This is a genomic window from Sulfitobacter sp. S223, from assembly GCF_025143825.1.
Lineage (GTDB): Bacteria > Pseudomonadota > Alphaproteobacteria > Rhodobacterales > Rhodobacteraceae > Sulfitobacter.
Genome location: NZ_CP083560.1, coordinates 1,764,924 through 1,791,523, shown reverse-complemented (window position 1 = coordinate 1,791,523; position 26,600 = coordinate 1,764,924). Strand labels below are relative to the sequence as shown.

Sequence of the window (26,600 nt, the reverse complement as noted above, 5' to 3'; positions counted from 1 at the left end):
ATTCAGCTATCGAGGTGAAGGTAGATCCGGCGGTTCATCCGACCCTTCTTTTCGATCTTTCCAAGGCGCAGCGCCCCGATTTCACCGGTGCGTGCAACGTGGGTACCACCGCAGGGTTGCAGATCTATCCAGTCGGTTTCTTCGCCAATGCGCACCAACCGAATATCGCCTGACCCGCGCGGCGGCTTTACCGCCATTGTTTTCACCAACTGAGGCGCTGCCTCAAGTTCCGCCTCTGTGATCCATCCATCACTGACCCGCGCGTCGCGTTCGACAAATTCGTTCAGGGTTTCTTCGATCGCCTGCCGGTCTTCGGGCGCGTCGGGCATATCAAAATCAAGCCTTCCGTGCGTGGCAGAGATGGCGCCGCCAGTCACACCGAAAGGTACCGCAACAGACAGCAAATGCAGCGCTGTGTGCACCCGCATATGTTTGTGTCTGCGGTCCCAATCCATTTGCTGCAATACCTGAGCGCCTATCGGCGGCAGCGACAACGGCTCTGACGGAACAAGGATGATCTGGTCGCCCTCACCTTTCACGGCTGTCGCAATCGCCAGACGATTGCCCTGCCAACTCAGCACACCACTGTCACCGGGCTGACCGCCCCCTTTTGCGTAGAACACCGTAGCATCCAATACGATGCCCCCTTCGGCGGTATGAGCCACGACCAGGGCTTTTGCGTCCCTTTGGTACGGGTCTTCAAGGAACAGCTTTGTCGTCATTGGTCAGCATCTTTATCTTCGGCTTTGACGCCAATCGTCGCTTTTGGAGGCAATGTGTTCTCACCCTCTGACTTGGCTGGTCTAAGCGTCTCGGGATTGCGCAACCAAATATCCTGCTGCGGAAATGGTATCTCTATCCCTTCCTCTGCAAAGCGACGGGCGATTTCGTGGTTCACATCGTTCTTGACGACGTTGAGCCAAGTCACATCACGCAGGAAAATGCGGATTTCAAAATCCATGGAGGACGCACCAAAGTTCAGGAACAATACCTGCACTGCAGGATTTGAAAGAGCCATGGGTTGGGCGTTCGCGATCTCAAGCAGTATCTCCTCTACCTTTTTGGTATCGGTGCCATAAGCAACGCCAATCGGGATAATCACCCGGCCAAGCGTATTGCCACGCGTGTAATTGATGACTGTGCCGCTTACTAGATCAGCGTTCGGCACAATGACATCCGTCTTGTCGAAGGTCTCGATCCGGGTTGAGCGCACGGAGATATCGCGCACAAAACCCATCTCTCCTCCCGTAACCTCGATCCAGTCGCCTTCCGAAATCGGGCGCTCGATCAAAAGAATGATACCGGAGACAAAGTTCGAGACGATGTTTTGCAAACCGAAACCGATCCCGACCGACAGCGCACCAGCGACAATGGCAAGCGAGCTGAGATCGATACCGGCACCCGTAATCGCGGCCAGCGCTGCAAGGAAAATCCCCACATACCCAAGGCCGGAAACAATGGCGTTTTGGCCGCCCTTGTCGATCCGTGTCTTTGGCAAGACGTTGGTTTTCAGCGCTCCTTGGGCAAGCCTTGTAAGAAGATATCCAACGGTGAAAATGAGTGCAAATGTCAAAAAGTCCGTTGGCGATATGCGCGATTCACCGATGGAAAATCCGCGCCGGAAAGCGGCCCAGATCTCTGTCAGGTCCGATACCCGCGCTCCCCAAGCCAGCGCAAGGACAGGCAGCGCCATCAGCTGCAGAACCAGCCCGAAGAAGATCGGCATCAGCGCATCACGCGCTTGCACGCCCTGCCCTGTGATCATCCCGTATACGTCCGCACTGAACCTCTGGAGAGCAAGCACCAGACCAAGAATGACCAGCGTCAGGACAGTGGGATGAAGAACAAATGCACTGGCATTATAATAGCCTGCCGCCTGCAACAGTGGTGCCGCAATGGCCACACAAATAGACGCGGTCCCCAAGCTACGCACAATCCGTCCCAATGTGCTTGCGCGCGAAAGCTCATCGTCCTCCTGCTCGACCACTTCGGCACCGGAATGGCGCAACAAACGGCCAATCCGGTAGATGGCGTAAGAGATCATAACGGTGAACGGAAAGCTCACCACCGTTTTCGTCATGCTGTCCCCGTCATCTAGCGCGATGATCCGCAGCAACAGCATGTTGATGATAATCAGCAATGTGATGCCGCTTACCAGAAAGCGTGCCTCGCTCCGGTCTTTCTGGCTCAGCTCCAGCAGTGCTTCGTCATCCTCGCGGGAAAATATCTGCTCGGCCACCCAACGAAAACCCAGCATGAGACCGCCCAGAAACGGAATCAGAAGAACAAGCTGATCGCCGCGCTCTCCCAGATAGCCCGTTGTCAGCGCAGCAAAGGCCAGTAGAGACAGGCCAATCAGCGGGAATACGATCCGCAGCAGCGAAAACACAAAGCGCCAGACACTTAGGCTGCGCCCGCCCACCCTGCTAAAGCGTGTGACAATCTTTGTGGACCATCGACGGCCGCGGAAAATCAGGATCAATCCAGCCACTGTCGAAAACAGGATCACCGGCAGGTTGCGTATCAGCTCGGTTCGCCGTGCGCTTAGCGCGTCCTCCTCGGGCTGGCTCCATAGCTTGGACACGGCCGCATTCAGCGTCGCAAGAGCCACAGGCCAATGCGTTGGTACCAGAGGCGATTCGACAACCTCCAGCAGCGCCTCTGTCTGGCGGTTGCGCAGTATCGTATCGATTTCACCCACAAGGCCATCTGCACGCGCATAAGCGCTATCAGCGACCTGAACAGGTGCCATCAATTCGGCAAGCTGCCCTTCCAGTTCTTTGCGTTTGGAAACGACTTCTGCGGCTTCCGGCACGCCTTCGCCTTCCGGCGGCTCCGCACCCAAAAGCGCCAGCTGGTCGCGCAGGCTGGTAATACGTACCGCGTTAACATTGCGGGCCTCATTAAATTGCTCGCGGTAGTCAGCAATATCGCTTCGCAGGCTTTCCAGTGATTCATCTGACGTATCAGCCTGATCCACCAAGGTTTCGGCACGCTCCGCCAGATCAAGCCACTCCGACATATTTACGCCGGGCAAGTGCTGTGCATGTGCTGCACCAGCGCAAAGCAGCAGCAGCAGCCCCATGAGCGCGACGAACCGCATCAGGCCGCCTTTAAGAGTGCTGATCATACGTCTTCAAATACCGCTGGGATGTCGGCCGGTTCGCGGTCCAGCCACTCCGGTACGGGCAATCCTTTTTCCCGCAGGAACGAAGGATTGAAAAGCTTGGACTGATAGCGCGTGCCGTAGTCACACAAAATGGTAACAATTGTATGCCCTGGCCCCATTTCACGCGCCATTCGCATCGCACCCGCGACATTCACGCCAGAGGATGCCCCAAGGCATAGGCCTTCGTGCTCAAGCATATCAAATACGACCGGCAGCGCCTCTGCATCGGGGATGTTGTAGGCGAAATCGGGTTTGAACCCCTCAAGGTTCCGGGTGATCCGGACCTGTCCAATACCTTCGGCAATCGAACTTCCCTCCATCTCAAGCGCGCCGCGCGTGTAATAGCTGTAAAGCGCTGCACCATCCGGATCGGCAATCCCGATTTTCACGCCTTTGGGCTGCAAGGCCATCGCAGTCCCGACCAGCGTACCGCCAGAACCTACAGCGCAGATAAAACCATCTACTTTGCCATCTGTCTGGGCCCAGATCTCTGGGCCGGTCGTTTCGATATGGGATTGGCGGTTTGCCACATTATCAAACTGGTTGGCCCAGATCACACCTTCGTTGCTTGTGCGCGCCAGCTCCTTGGCCAGCCGTTCGGAATAGCGGACGAAGTTATTGGGGTTGCGGTAAGGGGCAGCAGGCACTTGAACCAGCTCTGCTCCGGCAAGGCGCAACATCTGTTTTTTCTCTTCGGACTGGGTTTCCGGAATGACGATCACGGACTTGAACCCCATAGAGGCCCCGACCAACGCCAAACCTATGCCCGTGTTGCCGGCAGTGCCTTCAACGATCGTGCCACCCGGTTTGAGATCTCCACGGGCTATGGCATCCCGAATGATGAACAGCGCTGCGCGGTCTTTTACAGACTGGCCCGGATTCATGAACTCGGCCTTGCCGTAAATCTCGCAGCCGGTTTCCGCGCTCGCACGGCGCAATTTGATCAAGGGCGTATTGCCCACAGCATGTTCCAGATCGCGCGCTACTTGCATCAGGGCACCTCGTTTATTATGCGCCCTACATCTAACCCTGCTGCGTCAAGACCTCAACCTGCTTCGGTGATGCGCCAACCAATAGGCAAGCAGCGCCAACGGCGTGTTTGCTATTGCCTGACGTTCAGCCATGCCGATGAAATCATTGTACGAAATTAGTCTGGAGCGGATATTTTCGTCTTCACTGTCCAGACCGCTGACAACCGCTGCATCATCCGGCAGATCGGCGAGGCCCACGAAAATGTGAAAATAGCAGGTCGACTCTCCGGGGCTGGCATAGCCCTGCGCAACCGTTTCGAGCACTCCGATCTCAAGTTCGGCTTCTTCAAGCGCTTCGCGACGGGCCGCCTGTTCGGGGCTTTCGCCCGGATCAACCCGACCAGCGATCGGCTCCAGTTGCCAGATATCACTGTCGCCCCGGCCCAAAGGACCTACGCGCATTTGCTCCACCACCAGCACGCGGTCGCGCTTTGGATCGTACGGCAGGAGCAAGGCGGCGTCGCTGGCGATAAAGTAGGACCGCTTAAGCTCGTTCGACATACTTCCGTCAAAGCGGCTGTGGCGCAGGTTCACTTCGTCCAAGGCAAAAAAGCCGACATAGGCGCGCTTCTGGCGCGTCACATCAACGGTACCGTCGAACACGTCCTTATCTGAACTATCGCGATCAGCTAAAACTCTTGACCATGCGCGCGCCCGAATCTGAGGGAACATGCCCGCAACCTGATCGCGACCATGTGAGGACAGATACCCCATCACCTCTTGCGCCGCATAGCATGACATTGCCCCCCACAGATCAACCCAAGCGTCGAAATCCCAAATGCCATCTGGTGGCCACTGATCTGGTGGGCACAGATAAACCTGCGCGGCCTCTCCGTTTTCTAGAACAATATCCACCAGATCATAGGCGAAACCGCCCTCGTAAAAGTTCAGGCGCGCCACATCCGACGCAGTAAGACCGCTGGCCAAAAGCCCTTCTGCGCGGCCACCGGCCTTGGACACCAACATCGGAAAAGGTTGATCTACAACTGCGTAAACAGCGTAATCGCACAATACGGCCGCCTGAAAGTTTTCTGGCGGCAAGGACCGGCCAAGCACGATTTCGAGAAGCGGCGCGTGCCGCAAGCTGCCGTAAAAAAAGAGCGCGGCCATGCCTTAGCGCCACCTCTTGGCAGCAGAGTCTGTCGCCAATCCGACAACCACAGCCCCGATGGCCGCTGTGATGATCACAGGCGCGGTAGCGATCATAAGACCAAATTCAGATGCAATCAGGAAAATCGCGGTGATCGCCTCCATCGGACTGTCATAGCGGTTGCGCAGCGCAAGGCGGAACATCTCGTAGCAGGAATGGACACCAAGCGCGTAGATGAACAGAACAGCGACACCAGTGACACCGTTGTTGATGCCCGGAACAATACCACGTCCTGCCCGGCTGCCCATCACGAACCAGCCAACAAGTAACCCCAAAAGGGCGTTCACATAGTTGAACCAGCCAAAATCTGTGCCTTCGGGCATCAGCGGACGAATGAGATCAGACAGGATCCAAGCCAAAATAGCGAGCAGAACTCCCGCGACAAGACGTGCAGCTGTGGGCATTGCGATCTTCCTCTAGTGCCTAAGACGGGATCACCCCGGCTTGCGCACCGTAATCTGCGTTACATCACAATTTCCACTATCAAATGTTGCTGCGCAGGAAGTGAGGTAAAAATTCCACATCCGCTTGAACCGCTCGTCAAAGCCCATATCAGCAATATCGTCCCACTTTTCGTTGAACGTTTCATGCCAGCGCCGCAGCGTGATGTCGTAGCTTTTGCCGAATTCGATCGACCTCTCAACCGCAAGTCCGGCCTTCTCTATCTGCTGGCGCAACGCTGAGGGGCTGGGCAGCATGCCACCCGGAAAGATATACTTCTGAATGAAATCAACGCCGCGTTTATAGACATCCCACCTACGATCCGCGACTGTTATGATCTGCAACGTAGCCGTTTTTCCGGGCTTGAGACGCTCACGCACAGTGTCAAAATACACCGGCCAGTATTTTTCACCCACCGCTTCGAACATCTCGATGCTAGCGATCCCGTCGTAAACACCTTTTTCATCTCGATAATCTTGCAGCTTGAACGAGACCCTATCGGATAATCCAGCATTTTCAATGCGTTCTACTGCGTACCTAAACTGCTCTTCACTGATTGTCAGGCAGGTGACCTTAAGGCCTCGTTCCGCCGCAGCATATTCCGCAAAGCCGCCCCAACCACAGCCGATTTCCAGCACATGGTCACCGGGCTGAACCCCCATTTCGTCCACCATGGACTTATATTTCTCGATTTGGGCTGCTTCCATGCTTTGCTGCGGATCGCGAAAAATCGCACTGGAATAGCTCATTGTTTCATCCAGCCACAAAGCGTAAAAGTCGTTCCCCAAATCATAGTGATAGGAGATGTTCTTCCGAGCTTGCTGTTTTGAATTGCGCTGCAGCCAAAAGCGAAGCTGTTCGAACTTCCGGACAAGACCCATGCCCGGAAAACCGTCATAAAGCTCTTCATTGTCGGCATGAATGAAGTCCATGAAAGCCTGCAAATCGGGCGTGCTCCACCAGCCATCAAGGTAGGCGTCGCAAAATCCCAGATCCCCTTCGCGGATCAGACGGGCAAAAAGATCGTCATTATGAACATGCAGTTCAGCAACAGGTCCGGGTTTTGTCCCCTCAGCGCGGAAATGACGGCCGTCTGGCAGAACAAAATCAATCCGACCGTGACGCAAAGAAGACGCCATGCCAAGCACGCGGCCAAAGTACCGCGGCAGATTTTTCTGTCCTTCGGCTGTTGTCAAAATCATGTCAGGTTCCTGTCTTCCGGTTTTATTACCATAGCGAATTTGTCAATTTCATCAATTGAATTCACTTAAAAATCCCTATTTTCATAGGCATGCAAGGCGCGCTTACGGCCGTCTCCGACATCGACAATCGGCTCTGGATAGGGATCATCGGGCGACATGTGCCACCGCTGTGGTATCGCGTCGAAATATGCCAGTGCGTCCTTACTCGGGGCGCTACGCCCTTCAGCGATCCAACGATCGGGATACGCGTGCTGCTTGTCGAACTTATCAAGTTGGCTGACCGGATTGAAAACACGAAAATACGGCGTGGCATCAGGGCCAGAGCCTGCCGACCATTGCCAACCCATCGCGTTTGATGCCGGGTCCCAATCGATCAAGCAGTCCTCAAACCACTTTTGCCCGATCTTCCAATGGCATAGCAGATGTTTTGTCAAATAGCTTGCCACGATCATCCGGCCACGGTTGTGCATCCGGCCCGTCACATACATTTCGCGCATAGCTGCATCCACAAAAGGAATACCGGTGCGGCCTTGTTTCCACGCTTTGACTTCGGCGTGTCGCTCGTCCTCGTTCCAGTTAAAGCCTGCCCATTCCTCGCGCCAGTTAGAGGTTAATATGCGCGGCGTGTGATGCATCAAGTGATAGGCAAACTCACGCCAGACCAGCTCTTTTAAAAACGTTTCCGCCCCCGATTTACCCTCATGCAGCGCACGCTGGCCGGCATGCCAGCACTGGTGCGGACTTATCTCGCCCAAGGCAAGATTCTCGCTCAGGTTCGATGTTCCATCAACCGAGGGCAAATCGCGGTTGGTGTTATAATCAGCCACTTTATGGGCAAGAAATGCGCCAAGCCGGGACTGTGCGGCCTTTTCACCCAATTGGAGAAAAGGACGAAGCACCTCGGCACCGCGATTCATCGCAGCATCCATCTGCCAGTCTTTCAGATCATCAGAAGCGGGCCAGCTTTCTGGCACGGGAATATCCGACGGGGCGGACAACGGTTCATCCACGTCGCGATCCTTTACCGAGCGCCAGAAAGGTGTGTAAACTTTATAGTAACCGCCGGTTTTGGTCTCAACTGTCCACGGCTCAAACATCAGATGCCCACCGAAAGACCGCGCGTCGATCCCGTCTTCCTTGAGCGCCGACTTCACACCGCGATCGCGTGCAACGGCGTCTGGATCATATTGGCGCGTCCAGTAAACCGCGCCCGCTCCCGTCTCTTTCAGCAACGCTTTCAGCGCGTCCAGGGCGCTATCCGAACGGCGAAGGATCAGTCTGCTGCCCTTTTCGGCCAACGTTTCCCCGAAGTGTTCCAACCCAAGACCCATCCGGTATTTTGGCGCGGCTCCTAAGCCCTCATAAAGAGGATCGAGGATGAAGACCGGAATAACCGGCCGCCCCGTGGAACACGCGGCATGGAACGCAGGGTGATCGCTCAACCGCAAATCGCGGCGGAGCCATATCAGGATGGGGGATGTGTCGCTCAACTCTACCAGACCTTATAATTCATTTTCTACGAATTAGGCCAACCACGATAGGATCAAGGCATAGGTTTCATAAAACATCATCCAAAGCGTTCAAAAGCTGATCTATTTCAGCTTGGGACGTATAATGCGTAAAACTGAGGCGCAGAACGCCCTTCTCCACATCAACGCCCATCGCCTTGAGGGCACGCACGGCATAGAAATCGCCGCCGCCTGTCATGATCCCCTTTTCTGCCAGATCACGCGCGACATCCAATCCAGCGCGGTTCAGCGCAAGCGCCACTGTCGGTGCCCGCTGCCCCGCTTCCTGTGGCCCAATCAGACGAACAGAATTGCGATCTTTGACCGCATCCAGCACTTGTTGAAGCAATGCGGTTTCGTGCCCCCGCATCAAATCATGCACGGCCACGCCACGCGCAGCAGCATCGGCATCACCGCCACCATGGTGCGCGTATAGCGCATCGACATAGTCCGCCATACCGGCGCAGGCAGCGACCTGCGCATGATCGGGACCAGCAGGGGTAAACCGCTTATACAGTGTATCAGCGTTAAAATAGTGCCCCTGATTAGGCAAAAGCTCTGCGAGCATGCGGCGGATAACCATTAAGCCTTGATGCGGCCCATAGGTTTTATACGCAGAAAACAGGTAAATATCAGGTCCAAGAGCGCCCACATCCACAAACCCGTGCGGCGCATAGGACACGCCATCTACGCACACAAACGCCCCAGCAGAATGCGCGAGCGCAGTGATTTCAGTGACTGGATTGATCTCTCCCACAACGTTCGAGCAGTGGGGGAAACACACAAGCCGCACCTTGTCATCCAGCAATTTTTCCAGATCAGCGGGGTCCAGATGGCCGGTTTCCGGGTCAATCGCCCACTCGCGCACCTCAATGCCGCGTTCCGCAAGCCTGCGCCAGGGGCCGGTATTGGCCTCATGGTCTTGGTTGGTAACGATAATCGCCTCTCCGGGCTGCATCATCTGCCCGAATGCCTGCGCCAACACATAGGTGTTTTGCGTAGTAGATGGACCAAAAGAAAGCTCGTCTGTATCCACCCCGAGGATCGCCGCCATGCGGCTGCGCGCCTCGTCCATTTCTTCGCCACCAAGGGTGCTTGCCGCATAGGGCGCGTAGGGCTGCACCTTGCGCTGCGTATAAAAACGGGTGAGCCGGTCTATCACGGCACCACATGTGTAAGAACCACCAGCGTTCTCGAAAAACGCCTGCCCCTGCAACACAGGTTCCGCAAAAGCTGGAAACTGGCTGCGCACGAATTCTATATCTAATTTCATAGCGGTAGGATGTTTGAACCGACCCCAGCCGTCAAACAAAAATCACAGGACTCACAAGAAACTTAACGCTTTGACGCGCGTGAAAGCCGCCGATGCGCCGCCCTGAGCAAAGCTTGCGCATAGGCACGATGGAACGGCATGGCCAACCGCGCGGCGAAGGGCAACCTTGGCTGCGATGGCGCCACAACAGCGGAGCCAAAGGACAGCCTTGTGCCTCCAGAGATGGCGTTTACCGAGAACCACGACCGCGTAGAGCCTAAGAGGTCACACAAGATGATCTGGTCATCACTGCGCGCTTCCACATACCATGCGGCAAACCGGTCTTGCGCTCCGATCACCATCTGCGAAAGTTCGTTGCTTGTGATCCGCCTGCGCAAGATCACCGTCAACACAGCACGTTCCGCCCGAAATAGCGGTGTGGTGTAGAAAGCCTCCAGATACTCCTCAAGCGTCACGCCCCGCCCGATGTCGGCCACAAAGCAATCGGTATAGGTGGCGCCCTGCCCCACGTATCGCGCCAGAAACGCGTCTTGCGGGACAGGGCATTCCGTAAGGGTCACGCGTTAACGTCAACCACAACGCGGCCTTTAACCTGACCTTTCAGGATGTCAGCCGTCAGCTTCGGCAGGTCCGACATCTTGGCCGGCACAACCATCGCTTCAAGCTTGTCCATCGGAAGGTCTGTCGCGATGCGTTTCCAAGCCCGCAGGCGGTTATCATAGGGCTGCATCACACTGTCGATGCCCAACAGGTTCACACCACGCAGAATGAACGGGATCACAGACGCAGGCAAACCCGCACCGCCCGCCAGACCAACGGCCGCAACAGAGGCACCGTATTCCATCTGTCCAAGCACGCGCGCCAGCATGGCGCCGCCCACGGCATCAACACAGCCGCCCCACGTTTCGCCTTCCAGCGGACGCTTCACCGTCTCGTTGATCTCTTCGCGCGCTACAATCTGCGTGGCACCAAGCGACATAAGGTAATCCGCTGTATCGGGGCGCCCTGTCACAGCCGCAACCTTATATCCAAGGTTCGCCAGTATCGCCACTGCGACCGAACCGACGCCGCCAGCAGCACCGGTCACCAGTACCGGACCCGCTTTAATCCCGTGATCCTCCAACGCCATAACCGACAGCATCGAGGTGAGGCCTGCGGTTCCCACAGCCATCGCCTGACGGGCGTCAACCCCGTCTGGCAGAGGCACAAGCCAATCTGCCTTCACGCGCGCCTTCTGGGCGTAGCCACCCCAGTGGGCTTCACCCACACGCCACCCCGTCAGAACGACTTTGTCACCGGCCTTGTATCGCGGATCAGAAGACTCCTCGACCGTACCGGAGAAATCGATACCCGGCACATGCGGGTACTTGCGCACAAGACCGCCGCCACCCGGGCTCATGCACAGCCCGTCTTTGTAGTTCACAGTCGTATACTCAACCGCCACCAGAACCTCACCGTGCGGCAACTGATCCTCGGAAATCTGCGTGATCTCTGCCGACGTATTTCCTTCGTCGTCCTTGTTTACGATCAATGCATCAAACATGTGACTCTCCCTCCGGGGGCTTTCCCCAATTTGTCCGGCCATTTCTTTTGGCCAAAAATATCCCGGGGTGTCCGAGGGGCTGGCCCCTCGGCCCCGAACTCTCAATCCGCCAAAGCCTGTCGGACTTGCTGATAGTCACCTGACAGAAAGGACAATCATAATGTTGTGCCAAACTGCCGTGACACAGCCGCACCCGACGACTCATGCGTTGCAAATTTAATGTCAGACAATTAGGCTTTTGCCAAATAGTAAATGTATGACATATGAAACTCGACCCTCAAAGCCCTGCCGACCTCCCTGCCCAGATTGCCACCGCCATCCGTGATGAAATCATCGCGGGCCGGTTGATTGTGGATGCGCGCCTACCATCCGAGACAGAACTTGCAGAACAGTTCAAAGTGTCCCGCCCCACGGTACGCGAGGCGCTAAAAAGACTGGCAGCCCAATCGCTTATCCGGACGCAGCGCGGTGCCACTGGCGGAGCATTTGTCAACCGCATCAGCTTTCCTGACGCCTATGCCCAGCAAATCACGACCTCCACCCTGCTGCTGTCAATGAACGAGGTGAGCTTCGAGACGGCCTGTGAGGCGCGGTTCGCGCTGGAGAGATCCTGTGCGGCACTGAGCGCTCAGCGTCGGACGGCAGACCATCTTGCGGACATGCGTGCGGAAATACATCGGCAATCCCAACCGGGCCTCACAGACGAAGCCTTCTGCGGCTCGGATGTGGCGTTTCACCGCGCATTGGTGGACGGGGCCTGCAATCCTGTTCTGTCTTACCAGCTTGCCGGTGCGGTCGAAGCAATGCAGCCGCTGATGAACATGATCACCTTCTCTGCCCGTGACCGCGCGCGGATCGTGGCTCTGCACAAGGCAATTGCGGACGCGGTAGAGGCACAGGATGCCGATGCGGTTTTGGGCGGCCTCACAGCGCTTGAGGAGGAAACCCAGACGCTAGGTGCAGGCGTGTTTGCAGCCCGCGCCGCGCAAGACTAGAGGAATTGGCTGGCCGCACACAGCTAGTCCTGAACAATTACCGTCATATTACGCAACCCGACCATTCGCGTCAGGGCAAAGAGCTTGGCCGCGTTATCCGGATGAAGACGAATGCACCCGGATGAGGCCGGCGTACCAAGTTTGCTAATCTCGTTCGTTCCATGGATCGCGTAATTTCCAGTGAAAAAGATCGAATAAGGCATCGGCGCATTGTTATAAAGGCTGGATTTATGATCCCGCGACAGCCATTGGGCGTGCCAAATACCCCGCGGCGTGGCCTTGCCTTCGCGACCGGTCGAGACTTGCCACAAATGAATTTCCTCTCCATCCAAATAGACACGCATTGCCTGCTCGGACAAATCCACATCTGCAACCACCTGCCCTGCAGTACCCTCGCTAGAAGCGAAACTCAGCAGCGACATTATTAGTAGAGTGACGGATAAAATCTTCATTTGAGGAGCACTTTCAACGCGAATCCCAGCCATCACAATATATCACGCAAATTATGTTAACCTTGAAAGGCTGAATGCCACCAGCTCAAGCAATCGCTTTCCCTCGTCCTTAACCGGATCGTTGTGGCAACCAATGTTGCGCCGGATGCGTTAGACTAAAAAATCGCAACCAAGTAGCGTTCAAGATAACATACCGGAGAGTTAAATGGACTTTGTGACCCTTATCAATTGGGCTTTGGCCCTTCTTAGCATCGGTTTTGGCGCGCTGGGGTGGCTGCGGCCAGAATACACGATGCGCACGCTTGATCTCCGAGACACCGGATCAACAATGGGTACATCAGAAATTCGCGCGGCCTCAGGTGCCTTGTTTGTTGTGGCTGGTTTTGGCGCGCTGCTTTTGGGCGCACCGTCCGCCTTTGCGATGCTCGGCTTCATTTGGGGCGGCGGCGCTTTGGGTCGGCTTACTTCGTTGCTTTTGGACGGAACTACACGGCTAAAGTGGATTTTTTTCACCAGCGAGGTCGCGATCGCAGCGATTGCCCTCGGCACGAACCTCTAGGGTCTTGAATTGCGCGCGCCACGCCTCTATCTATGGGATGTCCTTCGGGACTATGGATATAAACGCGCTCGTAATAAGCGGTTCGGACCCGGGGGCGGTACCCGGCGACTCCACCAATAATCCGTCATTTGCGGATCATGGGGTCGAAACAGGATCGACGAACGTCTAAAGGGGTTATGCTTTATCTCGGCTGTCTGCCACCGTTATCGGCGAAAACTGTACAATTGCAAATGACAATCGTGCTCCAATGGCGATGGCCGCGTAAGCGACCGGAACTATTGAAACCTAAGTCCTTACGTTTAGCGACCTAAGGCGGGGCCCGCCGGAGCCTGGCAACAGAATCCGGCACCTTTCCAACATTCTTATCAACTGCCCCGCATAGCAGCTTGTGCACCCCGTCTGGCACATGGACCGTTCCATGTCAGGCGCAGGGCCACGATGCGTCGAAGCTGGTGTACTTAGGTCCGCGGGTTTTATTGCCGAGAGACATGACGCCAATTGCCAGCAGTGCTCCTGTCGAGATCATGCTCACCCTATCCTGGATTTCCATTCCAGTCCCACCGTCGACCAATCGTTTTCTTTACATTTATTCCTTTTGTAGTGGCCTTTCGAACGCCGACGCAAAATCTGGCAGGAATTATCAACAACCGGTCAGAGAATTAACCCTAAACGGACAGAAGCAGAGCGAAAGGTGCGCTGCTTTCATCTGCATGCACCAATCGCAGCTGCTTGACCGATCCGCCCGTGCATGGCATGTCATACCGCAAGGGGATATCTGCGAACGCCCCGTGAGGCGCCAGCCAGAGGTTCGCATTTTTCCAAATACGGAAGGATGCATGCCATGGCTGCCCCAAATGAAATAACTTCCTCTCAATTGATCCGCCTTATCGGCCTGCCAGACGCGCCCGCAATTGTCGACGTGTCGACTGATGATGATTTTGCATTGGATCCTTTTTTGATCCCTGGCGCCTTTCGGCACGCCCACACTGATCTTGCAGGCCTAAAAGAACTCCTTAAGGGCCGCGCATGCGTGATCGTCTGCCAAAAGGGGCTAAAGCTTAGTCAGGGTGTGGCTGCACATTTGCGCTGTGACGGGATCACCGCAGAGTATCTTCAGAACGGAAATACCGGCTGGAGCGCGCACCCTGATGCACCGCGCGTGCCTGCTGCCGCTGTACCGCCATCGGTGTGTGGATCGACTTTATGGGTTACGCGCCACCGCCCCAAGATCGACCGCATTGCATGTCCGTGGCTCATCCGCCGTTTTGTCGATAGCAAGGCGCGATTTCTTTTTGTCTCACCTTCTGAAGTCGCCAGCGTGGCGGAGCGGTTCGGTGCGCAGCCCTTTGATATCGAAGGGGTGCATTGGTCGCATCGGGGTGATCACTGCACCTTTGACACGATGCTGGATGAATTCGGATTGAACATGCCCGCATTGGCACGTTTGGCAACGGTGGTTCGCGCTGCAGACACCAACAATCACGATCTTGCGCCTCAAGCGGCTGGTTTACTTGCCATCTCAGTCGGCCTGTCACGCCAGTACCGCGATGATACCGCGCAGATGGAAGCAGGTATGGCTATCTATGATGCGATGTATCGCTGGGCACGTGACGGAACCAACGAAGGTCACGACTGGCCTGCGGGACACCGGCAATGAACGCGCCGGACTGGCGGGAGATGACCCGCGTTTTCGGACGGATTGGCCTGCTTTCCTTTGGTGGACCAGCGGCGCAGATCGCGTTGATGCACGAAGAGCTGGTCAGCAAACGTGCATGGTTGACTGAGCAAACCTACCTGCGCGCACTCAGCCTCTGCATGCTTTTGCCCGGCCCCGAAGCGATGCAGCTGGCGACCTATGCTGGTTGGCGTATGCGTGGCACATCAGGCGGGCTGCTGGCCGGACTGCTGTTTGTGATCCCCGGTGCGCTGGTCATTGCCGTGCTTGCGCTGCTCTATGCGGTTTATGGTCAATTGCCACTGGTTCAAGCCGCGTTTCTAGGCATCAAAGCAGCCGTTATCGTTGTCGTGTTTCAGGCCCTGCGAAAAGTGGCTGGCAAAGCGCTGATCGGCTTACAGGGCTGGATGCTTGCTGTGTTGTCGTTCATTGCCCTATTCGTCTTTGGCCTGCCGTTTCCCGTGATTATCATTGCAGCGGGGCTTTGGGGCCTCGCGCAGCCCACCCCTGCCCCGCAGATCGCTCCCCCCCATGATGTTCGGGCCGATCCCATCCGTATCCTCATCCTGTGGGGTGCGCTTTGGGCGGCGCCGCTTCTGGCGCTATGGATCTTGGATCAGCAATTCCTGCTTGAACTGGGATTGTTCTTTTCCAAACTCGCTGTGGTGACGTTTGGCGGCGCCTATGCGGTCTTGGGCTACATGACCCAAACTGTCGTCACCGATTTGGGGTGGATCACGCCCGAGGCCATGATCGATGCCTTGGGCCTCGCCGAAACCACGCCCGGACCGCTGATATTAGTCACTGAATTCGTGGCATTGCTGGCTGGATACGCGCAATCAGGGACAAGCGGTGCCATCGCGGCCGGCTTATTGGCACTTTGGGTGACATTCACGCCCTGTTTCTTATGGATATTTCTGGCTGGTCCATTTCTTGAACGGCTCAGCGCGCAACCACGACTGACCGCGGCGTTGCAGGCGATCACCGCAGCGGTGGTGGGCGTGATTGCAAACCTCACGGTTTGGTTCGCCCTGCACGTCCTGTTCAGCCGCGTTGGCACAGTGGGTTCCTTGCCGCTTCCCCTGCCCGACTGGACCAGTTTCGATCCTGAGGCTGCTGGACTGACGGCGCTTGCTGCCATCCTGATGCTTGGCCTGCGGATGGGATTTTTACCTGCGATGGCGCTTCTGGCGGTTTGCGCACTCGGGCTGGGACTGATCTGAGAGCAGGCCCTTTCATCCCGCCCGGAATCACCTATGATGGAGGCGAATTAACACACCTGAGGGACATGACATGAGCCGCACCATCGACTACGGCAATCTCATGCACGATGCCATGCGCAGCTTGATCCGCAACGTCCTGCTGGATGTGGCTGACAACGGGCTGCCGGGCGCGCACCATTTCTTTATCACGTTCGACACATCCCACCCCGATGCAGAGCTGGCCGATTGGCTGTCAGACCGCTATCCCGATGAGATGACAGTTGTGATGCAGCATTGGTATGACAACCTCGAAGTGACCAATGAAGGCTTCTCTATCACGCTGAACTTTGGCGATGCGCCCGAGCCTCTGTATATTCCTTATGACGCCATCCGGACGTTCGTTGACCCTTCTGTGGAATTCGGCCTGCGGTTCGAACAGCAAGAAGATGAGGAAGCAAAGACAAAACCATCGTCCAAGCCCACCGATCTGCCCCAAACCGACGAATCCGAGCTTGAGGTGGAGGAAACACCGGCAAAGGCCGCTGAAATCGTGTCTCTGGACAGTTTTCGCAAAACATAGGTTTGCGCGGAACAGCGGCAGCCGCTAAACAGCGCCTGAACATATCAGATCAGGAGCCTGCCCCATGGCCGATACACGCACAGAAACCGACAGCTTTGGCCCATTGGAAGTACCGTCCGACAAGTACTGGGGCGCACAGACGCAACGCTCTATCATGAACTTCCCCATCGGTTGGGAAAAGCAGCCGATTGCCATCGTGCGCGCATTAGGCGTCATCAAACAAGCCTGTGCCGAAGCGAACATGGCGCAAGGCTCTCTTGACGACGCGCGCGGCAAGGCGATTGTGCAGGCAGCCTCCGAAGTGGTTGCAGGCAAATTCGACGACAACTTTCCACTGGTGGTCTGGCAGACGGGCTCTGGCACGCAATCCAACATGAACGCCAACGAAGTCATCGCCAACCGCGCGATCGAAATCATGGGCGGCGTGATCGGCTCCAAAGATCCGGTGCACCCGAATGATCACTGCAACATGGGTCAGTCATCCAACGACACATTCCCGACAGCTATGCACATCGCCGCGGCGACAACAGCGCATCACGTTCTGCTGCCCGGCCTGAAAAAGCTGCACGCAGCCCTGCAAGCCAAGGTCGAAGAGTTTGACGGCATCATCAAGATTGGCCGCACCCACACGCAGGATGCAACACCTCTGACGCTGTCGCAGGAATTCTCTGGCTACACCCATCAGGTTGCCATGGGCATTCGCCGCGTCGAAGAAGGCCTTGGCCGTATTTATGAACTGGCGCAGGGCGGCACAGCCGTTGGCACAGGTCTGAATACCCGCAAAGGCTGGGCCGAAACAGTAGCCGCCAACATGGCGCGCATTTCTGGCCTGCCCTTCATCACAGCACCAAACAAATTTGAAGCACTGGCAGCGCATGACGCGATGGTCGAAATCTCGGGACACCTGAAAACCGTTGCGGCTTCGCTGTTCAAAATTGCCAACGACATCCGCCTGCTTGGCTCCGGCCCGCGTTGCGGTCTGGGGGAACTGATCCTGCCCGAAAACGAACCTGGTAGCTCAATCATGCCCGGCAAAGTGAACCCGACACAGTGCGAAGCGCTGACACAAGTTTGCGCCCATGTCTTCGGCAACGACGCCGCCGTTGGTTTTGCCGGTTCTCAGGGACATTTCGAACTGAACGTCTACAAGCCGATGATGGCCTATAACGTCCTGCAATCCATGCAGCTTTTGGGCGATGCGGCATCTGCGTTCACCGATAACCTTGTTGTTGGCCTGAAAGCTGACGCCGACCGGATCGAGAAACTGATGCGTGAATCGCTGATGTTGGTCACTGCACTGGCCCCCGAAATCGGCTACGATAACGCAACTAAAGTTGCGAAAACGGCGCATAAGAACGGCACGACCCTCAAAGAAGAGGCAATCGCGCTTGGCTTTGTCGATGCCGAAACATTCGACCGCGTGGTGCGGCCGGAGAATATGATTGGACCGAAATGACCACGCCCCTGAACCTCAATAAAATCCGCAAAGAGCGCGGCCGTACGTCTCGTAAGGCGCGCGCGGATGAAAACGCTGTCGCTTTCGGCCAATCCAAGGCGCAGAAAGAGGCGTTGAAGGCGCGCGCGGAACAGATTGCACGCAATCTCGAAGGTCATAAGCGAGAAACATGAGCGCGCGGCCCGTCAAACACTCCGTCACGTTGCACGGGCACCGCACCTCTATCTCACTTGAGGCTCCATTCTGGGCAGAGCTACGCGCAATTGCGCGATTAAAATCCATGCCAATCAACGCACTAGTTGCCGAAATTGATGCAAAGCGTGGAATGGACAGCGGATTGGCCTCGGCCATCCGCGTCTATGTTTTGGCAAGTTTGAAGGATCGTTTGCCGCGATCCGATTAGTATAATCTTTATGAAAATTTTCGCAGAGTGATCTGTTGCAATCTACGTTCTAGAAAACGCTGATCAAATCATCCCGTTTCCAAAAAACTATTACATCTGCATGACCCTCTAGGAGATTTCCTAGAGGTGTCCGTTTGATATTTGAAATCTCAGCGCCTTAGGCAACCGATGCCGCAAAGATCTGGTCGATGTTCCGGCCAAGCGCTGCGTCAAACTCTGCATCGCTCATCTTGACGCTCAACCCTTCGGCCAAGGCACGGCTAAAGCTCGCGATCATCTTGTGGTTTTGGCTCAGAAGATCACATGCTTTGTTGGTAGAGTAACCGCCCGACAATGCGACCACGCGCAAGACGCGCGGGTGATCCGCGGCAGCGTCGTACAGACCCGCCTTTGTCGGAATCGTCAGCTTAAGAATAACATCAACACCATCTGGCAAGTCATTCAGATGCTTTATTATTTCGGCTTCCAGCATACCCTCTGCCTCTGCCTTGGTAGCGCTGTCGATGTGAACTTCGGGCTCGACAATCGGCACCAGCCCGGCGGCAGCCACTTGCTTTGCCACCTCGAACTGCTGGGCAACCACATCCGCGATGCCTTGCGCGTTGGCCTCAAGAATAAGCGAGCGTTCCTTCGTGCCAAAGATGCCCTTCTCATTGGCCTTAGCCAACAAAGCATCCAGATCAGGCATCGGTTTGAGCAGCTGAACACCGTTTGCCTCATCCGCGAGACCTTTATCGATTTTCAGAAATGGGACCACGCCGCGCTCTTCCCACAATATCTGTGCTGTGGGTTTGCCATTGATATCGCTGTCCATCGTCCGCTCAAACAGGATGGCGCCCAGAACTTTTTCAGAGGTGAAAGGGTCCGACAGAATAATGCGGCTGCGCATGGCGTGCACGGCGGCGTACATCTCGGCATCTCCAGAATAGTCTGACGGCTCAACACCGTATTGTTGCAATGCTTTAGGCGTCGACCCACCAGATTGGTCCAGCGCGGCAATAAAACCGGGTGCTGTTGCGATGCGGGTGCGTTGTGCGTCTTTTGCGGACATGAATATTGCCTTTGTAAGCTGGAAACCAATTGTCGCCTCTTCTAAAGCGTTCGCTCCAACAGCGCTAGTCGCTTTGACCCTGTTAGCGCTCACGGCGTCTGATTTTGAGGCGTATGCCATTTTTGGCCCGGACGGTCAGATGTGCGACAGGCACAGGCACTGGCCCCGCCTCGACCTGATAGTCGCGCAAAATCCGGCTTAGGATCAACGGCCCTTCGATCATCGCAAAACCTGCACCGGGACAGACCCGCGCACCTGCGCTGAAAGGAATGAACGCGTCACGCTGGCAGGCCTTTCCGTTCTCGGTCTGCCAGCGGTCCGGATCAAATCCATCGGGATTGTCCCATAAACGCGTATGCCGATGCAGATGCCACGGGCTGATCACAAGCTGAGAGCCTGTGCTAATCTCACGGCTGCGCATATTTTCCGGGCAGCTGTTTTCGCGCACCATCATCGGGACCGGCGGATAGAGCCTTAGGGTTTCACGAAACACATCGCGACTCAGGCGCAGCTTTCCCATAACGCTAAAGTTGCAGGTATCCAGCGCTGAGGCCTCTTGCGCTAGCCTGTTCTGCCATTCGGGATAAAGCGCCATAAGATATAGCGCCCAGGCCAGCGTTGAGGCGCTTGTCTCATGACCGGCAAGAAAAAAGATCGCCACCTGATCCACCATTTCATCGGTGGTGAAAGTTTCGCCTGTTTCAGGATCTGGGGTCATCATGATCTTGGTCGCCAAATCCGCAGGCGCTGTCCCGGCCGCGATGTCATCGGCACGTTGTTGGGTAAGTTGGGTGATGAGCGCGCGAATACGGGCAGCACTGCGTTTGGTATCGCGGCGAAATAGCCGCGGCATCCAGCGCGGTAGCGGCACAAGAGCTGCAAGGTTCAGAATGGGTTGGCTCCGTTGATAGGCACGGAATTCTTCAAAAACATCGCGCGCCAGATGGTGGTCAATCGGCAACGAAAACAGTGTCCGGAAAATCACATCCGCTGCTGCATGGCTTGTCTCTTCTTCGATCTCTATCGTCTGGCCATCCTGAACAGCAAGCCGGGCCGCAGCCGCCTCTGCTGCGTCCCACATGGCGGGGAAAGTCTCGCGCAGGCGGCCTCCTTCGAATGCGGGATCAATAATACGCCTCTGCCGCTTCCATGTCTCGCCATTGGTGACAAACACCGAATTCCCCAAAAGCGGGCGCAGCCCTTCGTTGACGCGGTCGGATTTCGGAAAGTCATCTGGCCGCTCTTTCAGTACGCGCTGCACCAGATCAGGTTGATTGATCAGATAGCTCCGAAAAAACGGCGTGCGAAACTCAGCCATCCACGCGCGGTATAACCGTGCGGGCTGGGCTGACAAAATATCTGACCGGAACAATCTGGCATAACGCCAGAGCGATACTTTATCCGGCCTACTCTGCGGTTTGGGTGGCAGGATCATGCGGCCATGCTCGTGAATTTGTTCACAGGTTCCTCAATCCGCGATTTGGACGCTGGACGCCCTGCATAACGGTCGGCAAGGGTCATAGGGCCAGCCGTAATTTGGAAGTAATCATAATCGCGGGGCATATCGAAGGCGCACATATACTGAAAGTGCAACCGGAAGAACCGCCAGCGCAGTGCCTTCCAACGCTCGGGGCTAAGAGATTGGGTAAAGGCCGCAGAGAACACCAGTGGCCAGCGTTTGCCCTCTGGCGCAACGCCACTCACGCTGACCGGATCGCATAGCGCAAAGGCACACCCGTCACCGGGGGCAGTTACATCTATCCAGGTAAGCGCGTCAGTGACGCTGAGATAGGCCAGATCAGCGCGCAGGCGGTGGGCATCGGGCAAAAAAGAGACCATCGGGACCACTTGCCCCAAGCTCAGAAACCCAAGCGCGGGACCATCCGGTGGCACGCGGCCTGCGCGGATCAGATCGGCCAACACAGAAACGCCTAGATGCGCGCCAGAGGAATGGCCAACGACCAAAACCTCATCCACGTCATCTGCCAACGCTTCGGCAATGGCATCGGCAAATTCCCCAATACGGCGTTCCAATTCGGGCATATTGGCACCACGCGTCGATGCGCCATAGGCGTAATCATGCATCAGGTAGTAGGCAAAGAACTTACCATCTTTGGCCTTGAACCAGTTCAAAAGCCAGATCGCAACAGCAACGGATGCGCCTACCGCTATTGCCTGCCCCCAGGGACCCATCAGCGGCACCAGCAGATGTTTTCCTGTCCAGTTAACGGCAAAGGCCGCCGCCACGGCGACAAGCAGCTGGATCAGCAACATGCCCACCGGGTAAAGCGCGGCGATGACGGGCCCTTTGCGTAACCGCATCAGGCGGCCCAATGCTCCGGTGCTGATATAGACCCATGCGGTGCGCAAAAGTTGCCAGTAAGTGGCAAGGATTGAGGTATCCATACTGTCGCGCACGATGTCGGACCAAACCAACACATCCACCGAAGCATCCACATCCACGCCATCGATCAAGCCTTTGACATCCCAGCCATATCGCACGCCGCCCTGCCGCGCGGACAATGAAATACCATAGCCGGAAATACCTGCCTGCAAGGCGGATTCCTTTCGGTAAAGCTCGCGGTAGCGGCGGGGATGGATCGGGTCATAACCGGGGATGTAGAACACCCGCCGACGGGACACGGTTGTGCGGGGGGCAGCCATGGGTCTGCTCGGGCCTCATATTTGTTTGACCCATGCTAACGCGGGTTATCGGCCAAAGTAAGACCCTTGGCGTTAGCCCAGACTTCCAAGCGCTGGAAAGGTCTCTAGCAACCAGAAGCTAAAGGTCGAGAAGGCGCCAGTGAGCATGGCAATACCGACGATCAACAACAGCAATCCCATGACCCGTTCAATCGCTTTCATGTGGCGTTTGAGCTTGTTCATCACCCCTACGGCGCGGGTCATGAACATAGCCGCCAACAGAAAGGGAATCCCGAGGCCAAGCGCATATACGCCCAGCAAAAGCGTGCCACGCGAGACCGAACCTTCGGACGCAGCCAAGGACAGGATAGCGCCAAGTTGCGGACCGATACAGGGCGTCCAGCCAAACGCAAAAGCCAGCCCCAAAAGATAGGCGCCAAATGAGGAGCCTCCTTTATCGCCTGCATCCATCCGCGCTTCGCGGTCGAGGAAAGGAATACGGAAGATACCAAGAAAATGGATACCAAAAATGATCACCACAACGCCAGAAATCTGGCTAAAGAGTATCTGGTTTTGAAGAAAGAACGCCCCGAAGGCCGACGCCGTGAATCCGAGGATCAAGAAAACCGTACTGAGCCCCATGACAAAGAACAGCGCAGCCACAATCGCACGGCGCCGCGCGGCGCTGACCGAGCTCATGTCATTCAGGCTCACCCCGCTCATGTAGGCCAGGTAAGGCGGCACAATCGGCAGCACACAAGGCGACAAAAAGCTGATCACACCGGCCAGCAGGGCCACGATGATCGCGGGCAAAAGACTTGCGTCAATAAGGTCGATTCCAAACATGGTTCACAGGTATACTCTGTTGGGCCTGTCGTCACCTGTCACGTTGTCACAAGGCTGTGGACAGGCTGTAACATGCGGCCTACATCTTGGCGCATGATACATGATCTTGATGCCACAGGGCTTTTGTGCCCCCTGCCCGTACTTAAAGCACGCAAGCGACTGCAGTCGCTGAATTCGGGTGACAGGCTGCGTATGCGTGCCGATGATCCTGCTGCAGTGATCGATGTACCGCACTTCTGTACAGAGGCCGGTCACACGCTGGTGGAAAGCAGTGCAGATGGCGATACGCAAATCTATGTGATTGAAAAAGCAGGCTGAACCGCCCGCCCCGTCAAACGAAAAAGGCAGGCCCGAAAGCCTGCCTTTTTGTTGTTTCAGATCATCCAGCGTTTAGCGACTGCCAAGTGACCACCAGCCCTTGCGCCGCGGCTTTGCCGGTTCTTCTTCGGCCTTCACCTCAGGCTCTGCTACCGGTTCTGGTGCTTGAACCTTTTCGGCAACCGGCTCAGGTGCCGCAACGGGCGCGGGTTCTGGCGCGGCAACCGGTACCGCCACGGGTGCCTCGACGGGAGCAACGGCCTCAGCCGGTTCTTCGGCCTTCTTCGGCGCTGTCTTTTTCGTGGTGGTGCGCGGCTTGCGCGTCGCCTTTGGCTTAGGTTCGGCCTTTGCCACTGGATCAGCAGGCGCATCCAAAACTGCGGCGCCCTCAGACGCAGGAGTTTCTTCCGCTTCAGCTACAGGCGCCGCTTTTGGCTTGCGCGGCGCACGGGTCCGCTTGGGCTTGGGCTTTTCCTCAACTGCTGGTGCTTCCTCGGCAGCTGCTTCTGCAGGCGCTTCGGAGGTTTCCTGCGGTGCGTCTACAGCAACAGGCTCTGCCTTCGGCTTGCGGCTACGAGAACGGCTGCGTGGCTTCGGCTTGGCCGCTTCTTCGGCAGTCGCATCGACAGTTTCCGGAGCAGGTTGATCTGAGTCGGTCTTGGCAGTGTCGTCTCCCTCAGACTTGCTTTCACCGGACTGGCTTTCACCAGACTGGTTCTCGTCCGACTGCTGATCATCCGACGTAGAGCGGCCACCACGGCTGCGCCGTCTCCGGCGACGTTTGCGCTTTGGCTTGTCCTCACCATCCTCTTGGGCGGGGGTGGCTGCATCCGGACGTGTTTCGCTGACGTTCTCTGCTTCGGCCGCCGCTTCTGCGGCTTCTGCCTCGGCTGCATCCGCTTCGTCGATCTCGTCCATCAAAGACGTATCAACCGACACGACATGCGAGAGCTGTTGTACAACACGCGTAGCAGTCTTGAATTTCTCGATAGAGAAATCAGGGCTTACCAAATGCGGGTCCCCTTCGATCCGCACGCTAAGACCATAGCGCATTTCGATGTTGGCGATGTGTTCGCGCTTTTGGTTCATCAGGAAATTGGCAATGCCGACAGGCGCCTTAATCAGCACCTCGCGTGAACGGCGGCGTGTACCTTCCTCTTCGATGGTCCGCAGGATCGCCAGGGCAAGGTTGTCATCCGACCGGATGAGGCCAGTGCCGTGGCAGGCAGTACAAGGCTGTGTTGTCGCCTCGATCATGCCGGGACGCAGACGCTGGCGGGACATTTCCATCAGGCCAAAGCCCGAAATGCGGCCAATCTGTATGCGCGCACGATCAGTCTTGAGCTTATCCTTCATCATTTTTTCGACGGCAGCGTTATTCTTACGCTCGTCCATGTCGATGAAGTCGATCACGATCAGTCCTGCAAGGTCGCGCAGGCGCAGCTGACGCGCAACTTCGGCTGCGGCCTCAAGGTTGGTCTTGAGCGCGGTCTGCTCAATGCTGCCTTCCTTGGTGGCACGGCCCGAGTTTACGTCGACGGCGACAAGCGCCTCAGTCACGCCAATCACGATATAACCACCAGAGGGCAGCTGAACCGTAGGATTAAACATGCCTGACAGGTAGGATTCGACCTGATACCGCGCGAACAGCGGCAGGTTTTCCTCATAGCGTTTTACGTTCTTCGCATGGGACGGCATGATCATCTTCATGAAGTCCTTGGCGATGCGGTAGCCGCGCTCACCTTCTACGAACACCTCGTCAATGTCGCGGTTATAGAGGTCACGGATCGACCGTTTGATCAGATCGCCTTCTTCGTAGATTTTCGCAGGTGCTATGGATTTCAGCGTCAGCTCGCGGATTTGCTCCCACATGCGTTGCAGATATTCATAGTCCCGCTTGATTTCAGCTTTGGTCCGCTTGGCGCCGGCAGTACGCACAATCAGTCCAGCACCCTGAGGCACTTCGATCTCTTGCGCGATCTCTTTCAGCTTTTTGCGGTCAACAGCGTTCGTGATCTTGCGCGAGATACCACCACCACGCGCGGTGTTTGGCATCAGAACGCAGTAACGGCCAGCCAGTGAAAGATAAGTGGTCAGGGCAGCGCCTTTGTTGCCGCGCTCTTCCTTGACGACCTGAACCAGCAGGATCTGGCGTACTTTAATCACTTCCTGGATTTTGTAACGGCGTGGACGGGGTTTGCGCACCGGACGGATATCTTCGCTGTCGTCCTCGTCGGCGACAGATTCGATATTCTCGTCCTTGTCAGAGGCATCAGCAGTTGCATCGCCTTCCGCATCGTCCTGATCGTCAGAGCCCTCTTCATCGGCATCAGCTGTTTCTGCTGGCGTCTCTACCGGTGTTTCTTTGACCCGCTCCATCGGAGAAGAAGCTTCGCCTTCTGCGACTTCTACTTCATCCGCGTCCAGATCAACGGTCTCCATGCCATCAATGTCTGTTGATGTCTTGGCGTCATCCGTTGCCGCCTCGGCAGCCTTAGGCTTGCGAGACCGCGACCGCGTCCGGCGCTTGGGCTTTTCGTCTTCTTCATCCTTGGCGGCTTGCGCTTCAGCATACGCACGTTCTTCCGCCAGCAGCGCCTCACGGTCTGCAACGGGAATCTGGTAATAGTCCGGATGAATTTCCGAAAACGCGAGGAAGCCGTGGCGGTTCCCACCGTAGTCCACAAAAGCCGCCTGCAATGACGGCTCAACGCGCGTCACCTTGGCGAGATAGATATTACCGGCTAGCTGGCGTCTGTTTTCAGATTCGAAATCGAATTCTTCGACCTTGTTTCCGTCCACCACAACAACGCGGGTTTCTTCCGCGTGGGTGGCATCGATAAGCATTTTCTTAGGCATTTTACTCTTTTGCACGGGCGCGCACGCGCAGGCCTCCCGGGGGGGGCTGCTCGCAGGGCCGAGTGTCTTGTCAGGGCGATGTGGGACGGCGCAGCGGTGCGGCCCAAGGGGCCACCTCCGAAACTGTTATCAGCGTTTGCGCGCGTCATCGCGGTTCTTCTCCGATGCGGGATCACTGCCTTGTTGTGCAAGGTGCGCCGCGCATCCATTAAAAACTGTGTCATTTCAGGCGTTAAACCCTAGA

General features: G+C 56.4%; 25 protein-coding genes and 1 other RNA gene. 10 read left to right on the top strand and 16 right to left on the bottom strand.

Annotation, left to right across the window (positions count from 1 at the left end):
- Positions 1–2: 2 nt before the first annotated feature.
- From K3757_RS08620 to acuI, 10 genes are all read right to left on the bottom strand, one after another.
- Entirely contained in the window at positions 3–722 is a 720-nt protein-coding gene (locus tag K3757_RS08620) for an alanyl-tRNA editing protein (protein WP_260001032.1), read from the bottom strand.
- Entirely contained in the window at positions 719–3,130 is a 2,412-nt protein-coding gene (locus tag K3757_RS08615) for a DUF3772 domain-containing protein (protein ID WP_260001031.1), read from the bottom strand. Before K3757_RS08615 ends, K3757_RS08620 begins: the two co-directional genes overlap by 4 nt.
- On the bottom strand, positions 3,127–4,161 hold the full coding sequence (locus tag K3757_RS08610) for a cysteine synthase A (protein ID WP_260001030.1): 1,035 nt from the start codon (positions 4,159–4,161) through the stop codon (positions 3,127–3,129). The genes K3757_RS08615 and K3757_RS08610 overlap by 4 nt, the downstream gene beginning before the upstream one ends.
- Positions 4,162–4,206: 45 nt before the next feature.
- A complete protein-coding gene (locus tag K3757_RS08605; RefSeq protein ID WP_260001029.1) occupies positions 4,207–5,310 on the bottom strand; it encodes an NUDIX domain-containing protein in 1,104 nt (367 codons plus the stop codon).
- 3 nt (positions 5,311–5,313) lie between these two features.
- A complete protein-coding gene (locus tag K3757_RS08600; RefSeq protein ID WP_260001028.1) occupies positions 5,314–5,754 on the bottom strand; it encodes a TrgA family protein in 441 nt (146 codons plus the stop codon).
- A gap of 30 nt (positions 5,755–5,784) precedes the next feature.
- The gene (locus tag K3757_RS08595; protein WP_260001027.1) at positions 5,785–6,993 is read right to left on the bottom strand and encodes a cyclopropane-fatty-acyl-phospholipid synthase family protein; all 1,209 of its coding nucleotides are present in this window, start codon (positions 6,991–6,993) and stop codon (positions 5,785–5,787) included.
- A 65-nt stretch (positions 6,994–7,058) separates the two neighbouring features.
- The gene (locus tag K3757_RS08590) at positions 7,059–8,483 is read right to left on the bottom strand and encodes a deoxyribodipyrimidine photo-lyase (protein ID WP_260001026.1); all 1,425 of its coding nucleotides are present in this window, start codon (positions 8,481–8,483) and stop codon (positions 7,059–7,061) included.
- 67 nt (positions 8,484–8,550) lie between these two features.
- Positions 8,551–9,774 carry an aminotransferase class V-fold PLP-dependent enzyme gene (locus K3757_RS08585; protein WP_260001025.1) on the bottom strand — a complete coding sequence of 408 codons (1,224 nt, stop codon included), beginning with the start codon at positions 9,772–9,774 and terminating at the stop codon, positions 8,551–8,553.
- A gap of 62 nt (positions 9,775–9,836) precedes the next feature.
- On the bottom strand, positions 9,837–10,334 hold the full coding sequence (locus K3757_RS08580; protein WP_260001024.1) for a hypothetical protein: 498 nt from the start codon (positions 10,332–10,334) through the stop codon (positions 9,837–9,839).
- Positions 10,331–11,317, bottom strand: a complete 987-nt coding sequence (gene acuI / locus K3757_RS08575; RefSeq protein WP_260001023.1) for an acryloyl-CoA reductase — start codon at positions 11,315–11,317, stop codon at positions 10,331–10,333. The genes K3757_RS08580 and acuI overlap by 4 nt, the downstream gene beginning before the upstream one ends.
- A gap of 263 nt (positions 11,318–11,580) precedes the next feature.
- On the opposite strand from acuI, the gene K3757_RS08570 reads away from it, so the two are divergent.
- Positions 11,581–12,312: a FadR/GntR family transcriptional regulator gene (locus K3757_RS08570; protein WP_260001021.1), complete on the top strand. Its 732-nt coding sequence runs from the start codon at positions 11,581–11,583 to the stop codon at positions 12,310–12,312.
- A 23-nt stretch (positions 12,313–12,335) separates the two neighbouring features.
- Here the strand turns inward: K3757_RS08570 and K3757_RS08565 are convergent, their stop codons facing one another.
- Positions 12,336–12,764, bottom strand: coding sequence for a L,D-transpeptidase (locus tag K3757_RS08565; protein WP_260001020.1), 429 nt, complete (start codon positions 12,762–12,764; stop codon positions 12,336–12,338).
- A gap of 205 nt (positions 12,765–12,969) precedes the next feature.
- On the opposite strand from K3757_RS08565, the gene K3757_RS08560 reads away from it, so the two are divergent.
- The 8 genes from K3757_RS08560 to K3757_RS08525 all read left to right on the top strand — a co-directional run bounded on the left by K3757_RS08560 (position 12,970) and on the right by K3757_RS08525 (position 18,639).
- On the top strand, positions 12,970–13,323 hold the full coding sequence (locus K3757_RS08560) for a DUF4345 domain-containing protein (RefSeq protein WP_260001019.1): 354 nt from the start codon (positions 12,970–12,972) through the stop codon (positions 13,321–13,323).
- Positions 13,324–13,673: a transfer-messenger RNA gene (ssrA, locus tag K3757_RS08555) on the top strand.
- Positions 13,674–14,164: 491 nt separating this feature from the next.
- On the top strand, positions 14,165–14,980 hold the full coding sequence (locus tag K3757_RS08550; protein ID WP_260001018.1) for a sulfurtransferase/chromate resistance protein: 816 nt from the start codon (positions 14,165–14,167) through the stop codon (positions 14,978–14,980).
- Positions 14,977–16,221, top strand: coding sequence for a chromate efflux transporter (gene chrA, locus K3757_RS08545; RefSeq protein WP_260001017.1), 1,245 nt, complete (start codon positions 14,977–14,979; stop codon positions 16,219–16,221). Before K3757_RS08550 ends, chrA begins: the two co-directional genes overlap by 4 nt.
- A gap of 70 nt (positions 16,222–16,291) precedes the next feature.
- Entirely contained in the window at positions 16,292–16,780 is a 489-nt protein-coding gene (locus K3757_RS08540; protein WP_260001016.1) for an SspB family protein, read from the top strand.
- 64 nt (positions 16,781–16,844) lie between these two features.
- On the top strand, positions 16,845–18,236 hold the full coding sequence (fumC, locus tag K3757_RS08535) for a class II fumarate hydratase (protein WP_260001015.1): 1,392 nt from the start codon (positions 16,845–16,847) through the stop codon (positions 18,234–18,236).
- Positions 18,233–18,409, top strand: coding sequence for a DUF4169 family protein (locus tag K3757_RS08530; RefSeq protein WP_260001014.1), 177 nt, complete (start codon positions 18,233–18,235; stop codon positions 18,407–18,409). Before fumC ends, K3757_RS08530 begins: the two co-directional genes overlap by 4 nt.
- A complete protein-coding gene (locus tag K3757_RS08525) occupies positions 18,406–18,639 on the top strand; it encodes a ribbon-helix-helix domain-containing protein (protein WP_260001013.1) in 234 nt (77 codons plus the stop codon). Before K3757_RS08530 ends, K3757_RS08525 begins: the two co-directional genes overlap by 4 nt.
- Before the next feature lie 157 nt (positions 18,640–18,796).
- Here the strand turns inward: K3757_RS08525 and K3757_RS08520 are convergent, their stop codons facing one another.
- The 4 genes from K3757_RS08520 to K3757_RS08505 form a co-directional block, all read right to left on the bottom strand.
- Positions 18,797–19,690 (bottom strand): fructose bisphosphate aldolase, encoded by an 894-nt coding sequence (locus K3757_RS08520; protein WP_260001012.1) that lies wholly within the window; start codon positions 19,688–19,690, stop codon positions 18,797–18,799.
- An 82-nt stretch (positions 19,691–19,772) separates the two neighbouring features.
- The gene (locus K3757_RS08515) at positions 19,773–21,125 is read right to left on the bottom strand and encodes a cytochrome P450 (RefSeq protein ID WP_260001011.1); all 1,353 of its coding nucleotides are present in this window, start codon (positions 21,123–21,125) and stop codon (positions 19,773–19,775) included.
- Complete coding sequence (locus tag K3757_RS08510) at positions 21,122–22,354, bottom strand: hypothetical protein (RefSeq protein WP_260001010.1); 1,233 nt, start codon at positions 22,352–22,354, stop codon at positions 21,122–21,124. The genes K3757_RS08515 and K3757_RS08510 overlap by 4 nt, the downstream gene beginning before the upstream one ends.
- A 72-nt stretch (positions 22,355–22,426) precedes the next feature.
- Positions 22,427–23,179 carry a cytochrome c biogenesis CcdA family protein gene (locus K3757_RS08505; RefSeq protein WP_260001009.1) on the bottom strand — a complete coding sequence of 251 codons (753 nt, stop codon included), beginning with the start codon at positions 23,177–23,179 and terminating at the stop codon, positions 22,427–22,429.
- A gap of 72 nt (positions 23,180–23,251) precedes the next feature.
- Between K3757_RS08505 and K3757_RS08500 the strand changes: the two genes are divergently transcribed.
- Positions 23,252–23,497: a sulfurtransferase TusA family protein gene (locus K3757_RS08500; RefSeq protein ID WP_260001008.1), complete on the top strand. Its 246-nt coding sequence runs from the start codon at positions 23,252–23,254 to the stop codon at positions 23,495–23,497.
- Between the two features lie 72 nt (positions 23,498–23,569).
- Here K3757_RS08500 and K3757_RS08495 read toward each other — a convergent pair whose 3' ends face one another.
- The gene (locus K3757_RS08495) at positions 23,570–26,356 is read right to left on the bottom strand and encodes an Rne/Rng family ribonuclease (protein WP_260001007.1); all 2,787 of its coding nucleotides are present in this window, start codon (positions 26,354–26,356) and stop codon (positions 23,570–23,572) included.
- Between the last annotated feature and the right edge of the window lie 244 nt (positions 26,357–26,600).

Excerpts from the sequence above, each read along its gene's own strand:
- acuI (WP_260001023.1), bottom strand. The coding sequence starts at position 11,317 with ATGTTTGATGCATTGATCGTAAACAAGGACGACGAAGGAAATACGTCG.
- K3757_RS08620 (WP_260001032.1), bottom strand. The coding sequence starts at position 722 with ATGACGACAAAGCTGTTCCTTGAAGACCCGTACCAAAGGGACGCAAAA.
- K3757_RS08520 (WP_260001012.1), bottom strand. The coding sequence starts at position 19,690 with ATGTCCGCAAAAGACGCACAACGCACCCGCATCGCAACAGCACCCGGT.
- K3757_RS08560 (WP_260001019.1), top strand. The coding sequence starts at position 12,970 with ATGGACTTTGTGACCCTTATCAATTGGGCTTTGGCCCTTCTTAGCATC.
- K3757_RS08565 (WP_260001020.1), bottom strand. The coding sequence starts at position 12,764 with ATGAAGATTTTATCCGTCACTCTACTAATAATGTCGCTGCTGAGTTTC.
- K3757_RS08550 (WP_260001018.1), top strand. The coding sequence starts at position 14,165 with ATGGCTGCCCCAAATGAAATAACTTCCTCTCAATTGATCCGCCTTATC.
- K3757_RS08525 (WP_260001013.1), top strand. The coding sequence starts at position 18,406 with ATGAGCGCGCGGCCCGTCAAACACTCCGTCACGTTGCACGGGCACCGC.
- K3757_RS08500 (WP_260001008.1), top strand. The coding sequence starts at position 23,252 with ATGCGGCCTACATCTTGGCGCATGATACATGATCTTGATGCCACAGGG.
- chrA (WP_260001017.1), top strand. The coding sequence starts at position 14,977 with ATGAACGCGCCGGACTGGCGGGAGATGACCCGCGTTTTCGGACGGATT.
- K3757_RS08600 (WP_260001028.1), bottom strand. The coding sequence starts at position 5,754 with ATGCCCACAGCTGCACGTCTTGTCGCGGGAGTTCTGCTCGCTATTTTG.
- K3757_RS08505 (WP_260001009.1), bottom strand. The coding sequence starts at position 23,179 with ATGTTTGGAATCGACCTTATTGACGCAAGTCTTTTGCCCGCGATCATC.
- K3757_RS08585 (WP_260001025.1), bottom strand. The coding sequence starts at position 9,774 with ATGAAATTAGATATAGAATTCGTGCGCAGCCAGTTTCCAGCTTTTGCG.
- K3757_RS08530 (WP_260001014.1), top strand. The coding sequence starts at position 18,233 with ATGACCACGCCCCTGAACCTCAATAAAATCCGCAAAGAGCGCGGCCGT.
- K3757_RS08605 (WP_260001029.1), bottom strand. The coding sequence starts at position 5,310 with ATGGCCGCGCTCTTTTTTTACGGCAGCTTGCGGCACGCGCCGCTTCTC.
- K3757_RS08510 (WP_260001010.1), bottom strand. The coding sequence starts at position 22,354 with ATGGCTGCCCCCCGCACAACCGTGTCCCGTCGGCGGGTGTTCTACATC.
- K3757_RS08495 (WP_260001007.1), bottom strand. The coding sequence starts at position 26,356 with ATGCCTAAGAAAATGCTTATCGATGCCACCCACGCGGAAGAAACCCGC.
- K3757_RS08515 (WP_260001011.1), bottom strand. The coding sequence starts at position 21,125 with ATGATCCTGCCACCCAAACCGCAGAGTAGGCCGGATAAAGTATCGCTC.
- fumC (WP_260001015.1), top strand. The coding sequence starts at position 16,845 with ATGGCCGATACACGCACAGAAACCGACAGCTTTGGCCCATTGGAAGTA.
- K3757_RS08570 (WP_260001021.1), top strand. The coding sequence starts at position 11,581 with ATGAAACTCGACCCTCAAAGCCCTGCCGACCTCCCTGCCCAGATTGCC.
- K3757_RS08595 (WP_260001027.1), bottom strand. The coding sequence starts at position 6,993 with ATGATTTTGACAACAGCCGAAGGACAGAAAAATCTGCCGCGGTACTTT.
- K3757_RS08615 (WP_260001031.1), bottom strand. The coding sequence starts at position 3,130 with ATGATCAGCACTCTTAAAGGCGGCCTGATGCGGTTCGTCGCGCTCATG.
- K3757_RS08610 (WP_260001030.1), bottom strand. The coding sequence starts at position 4,161 with ATGCAAGTAGCGCGCGATCTGGAACATGCTGTGGGCAATACGCCCTTG.
- K3757_RS08540 (WP_260001016.1), top strand. The coding sequence starts at position 16,292 with ATGAGCCGCACCATCGACTACGGCAATCTCATGCACGATGCCATGCGC.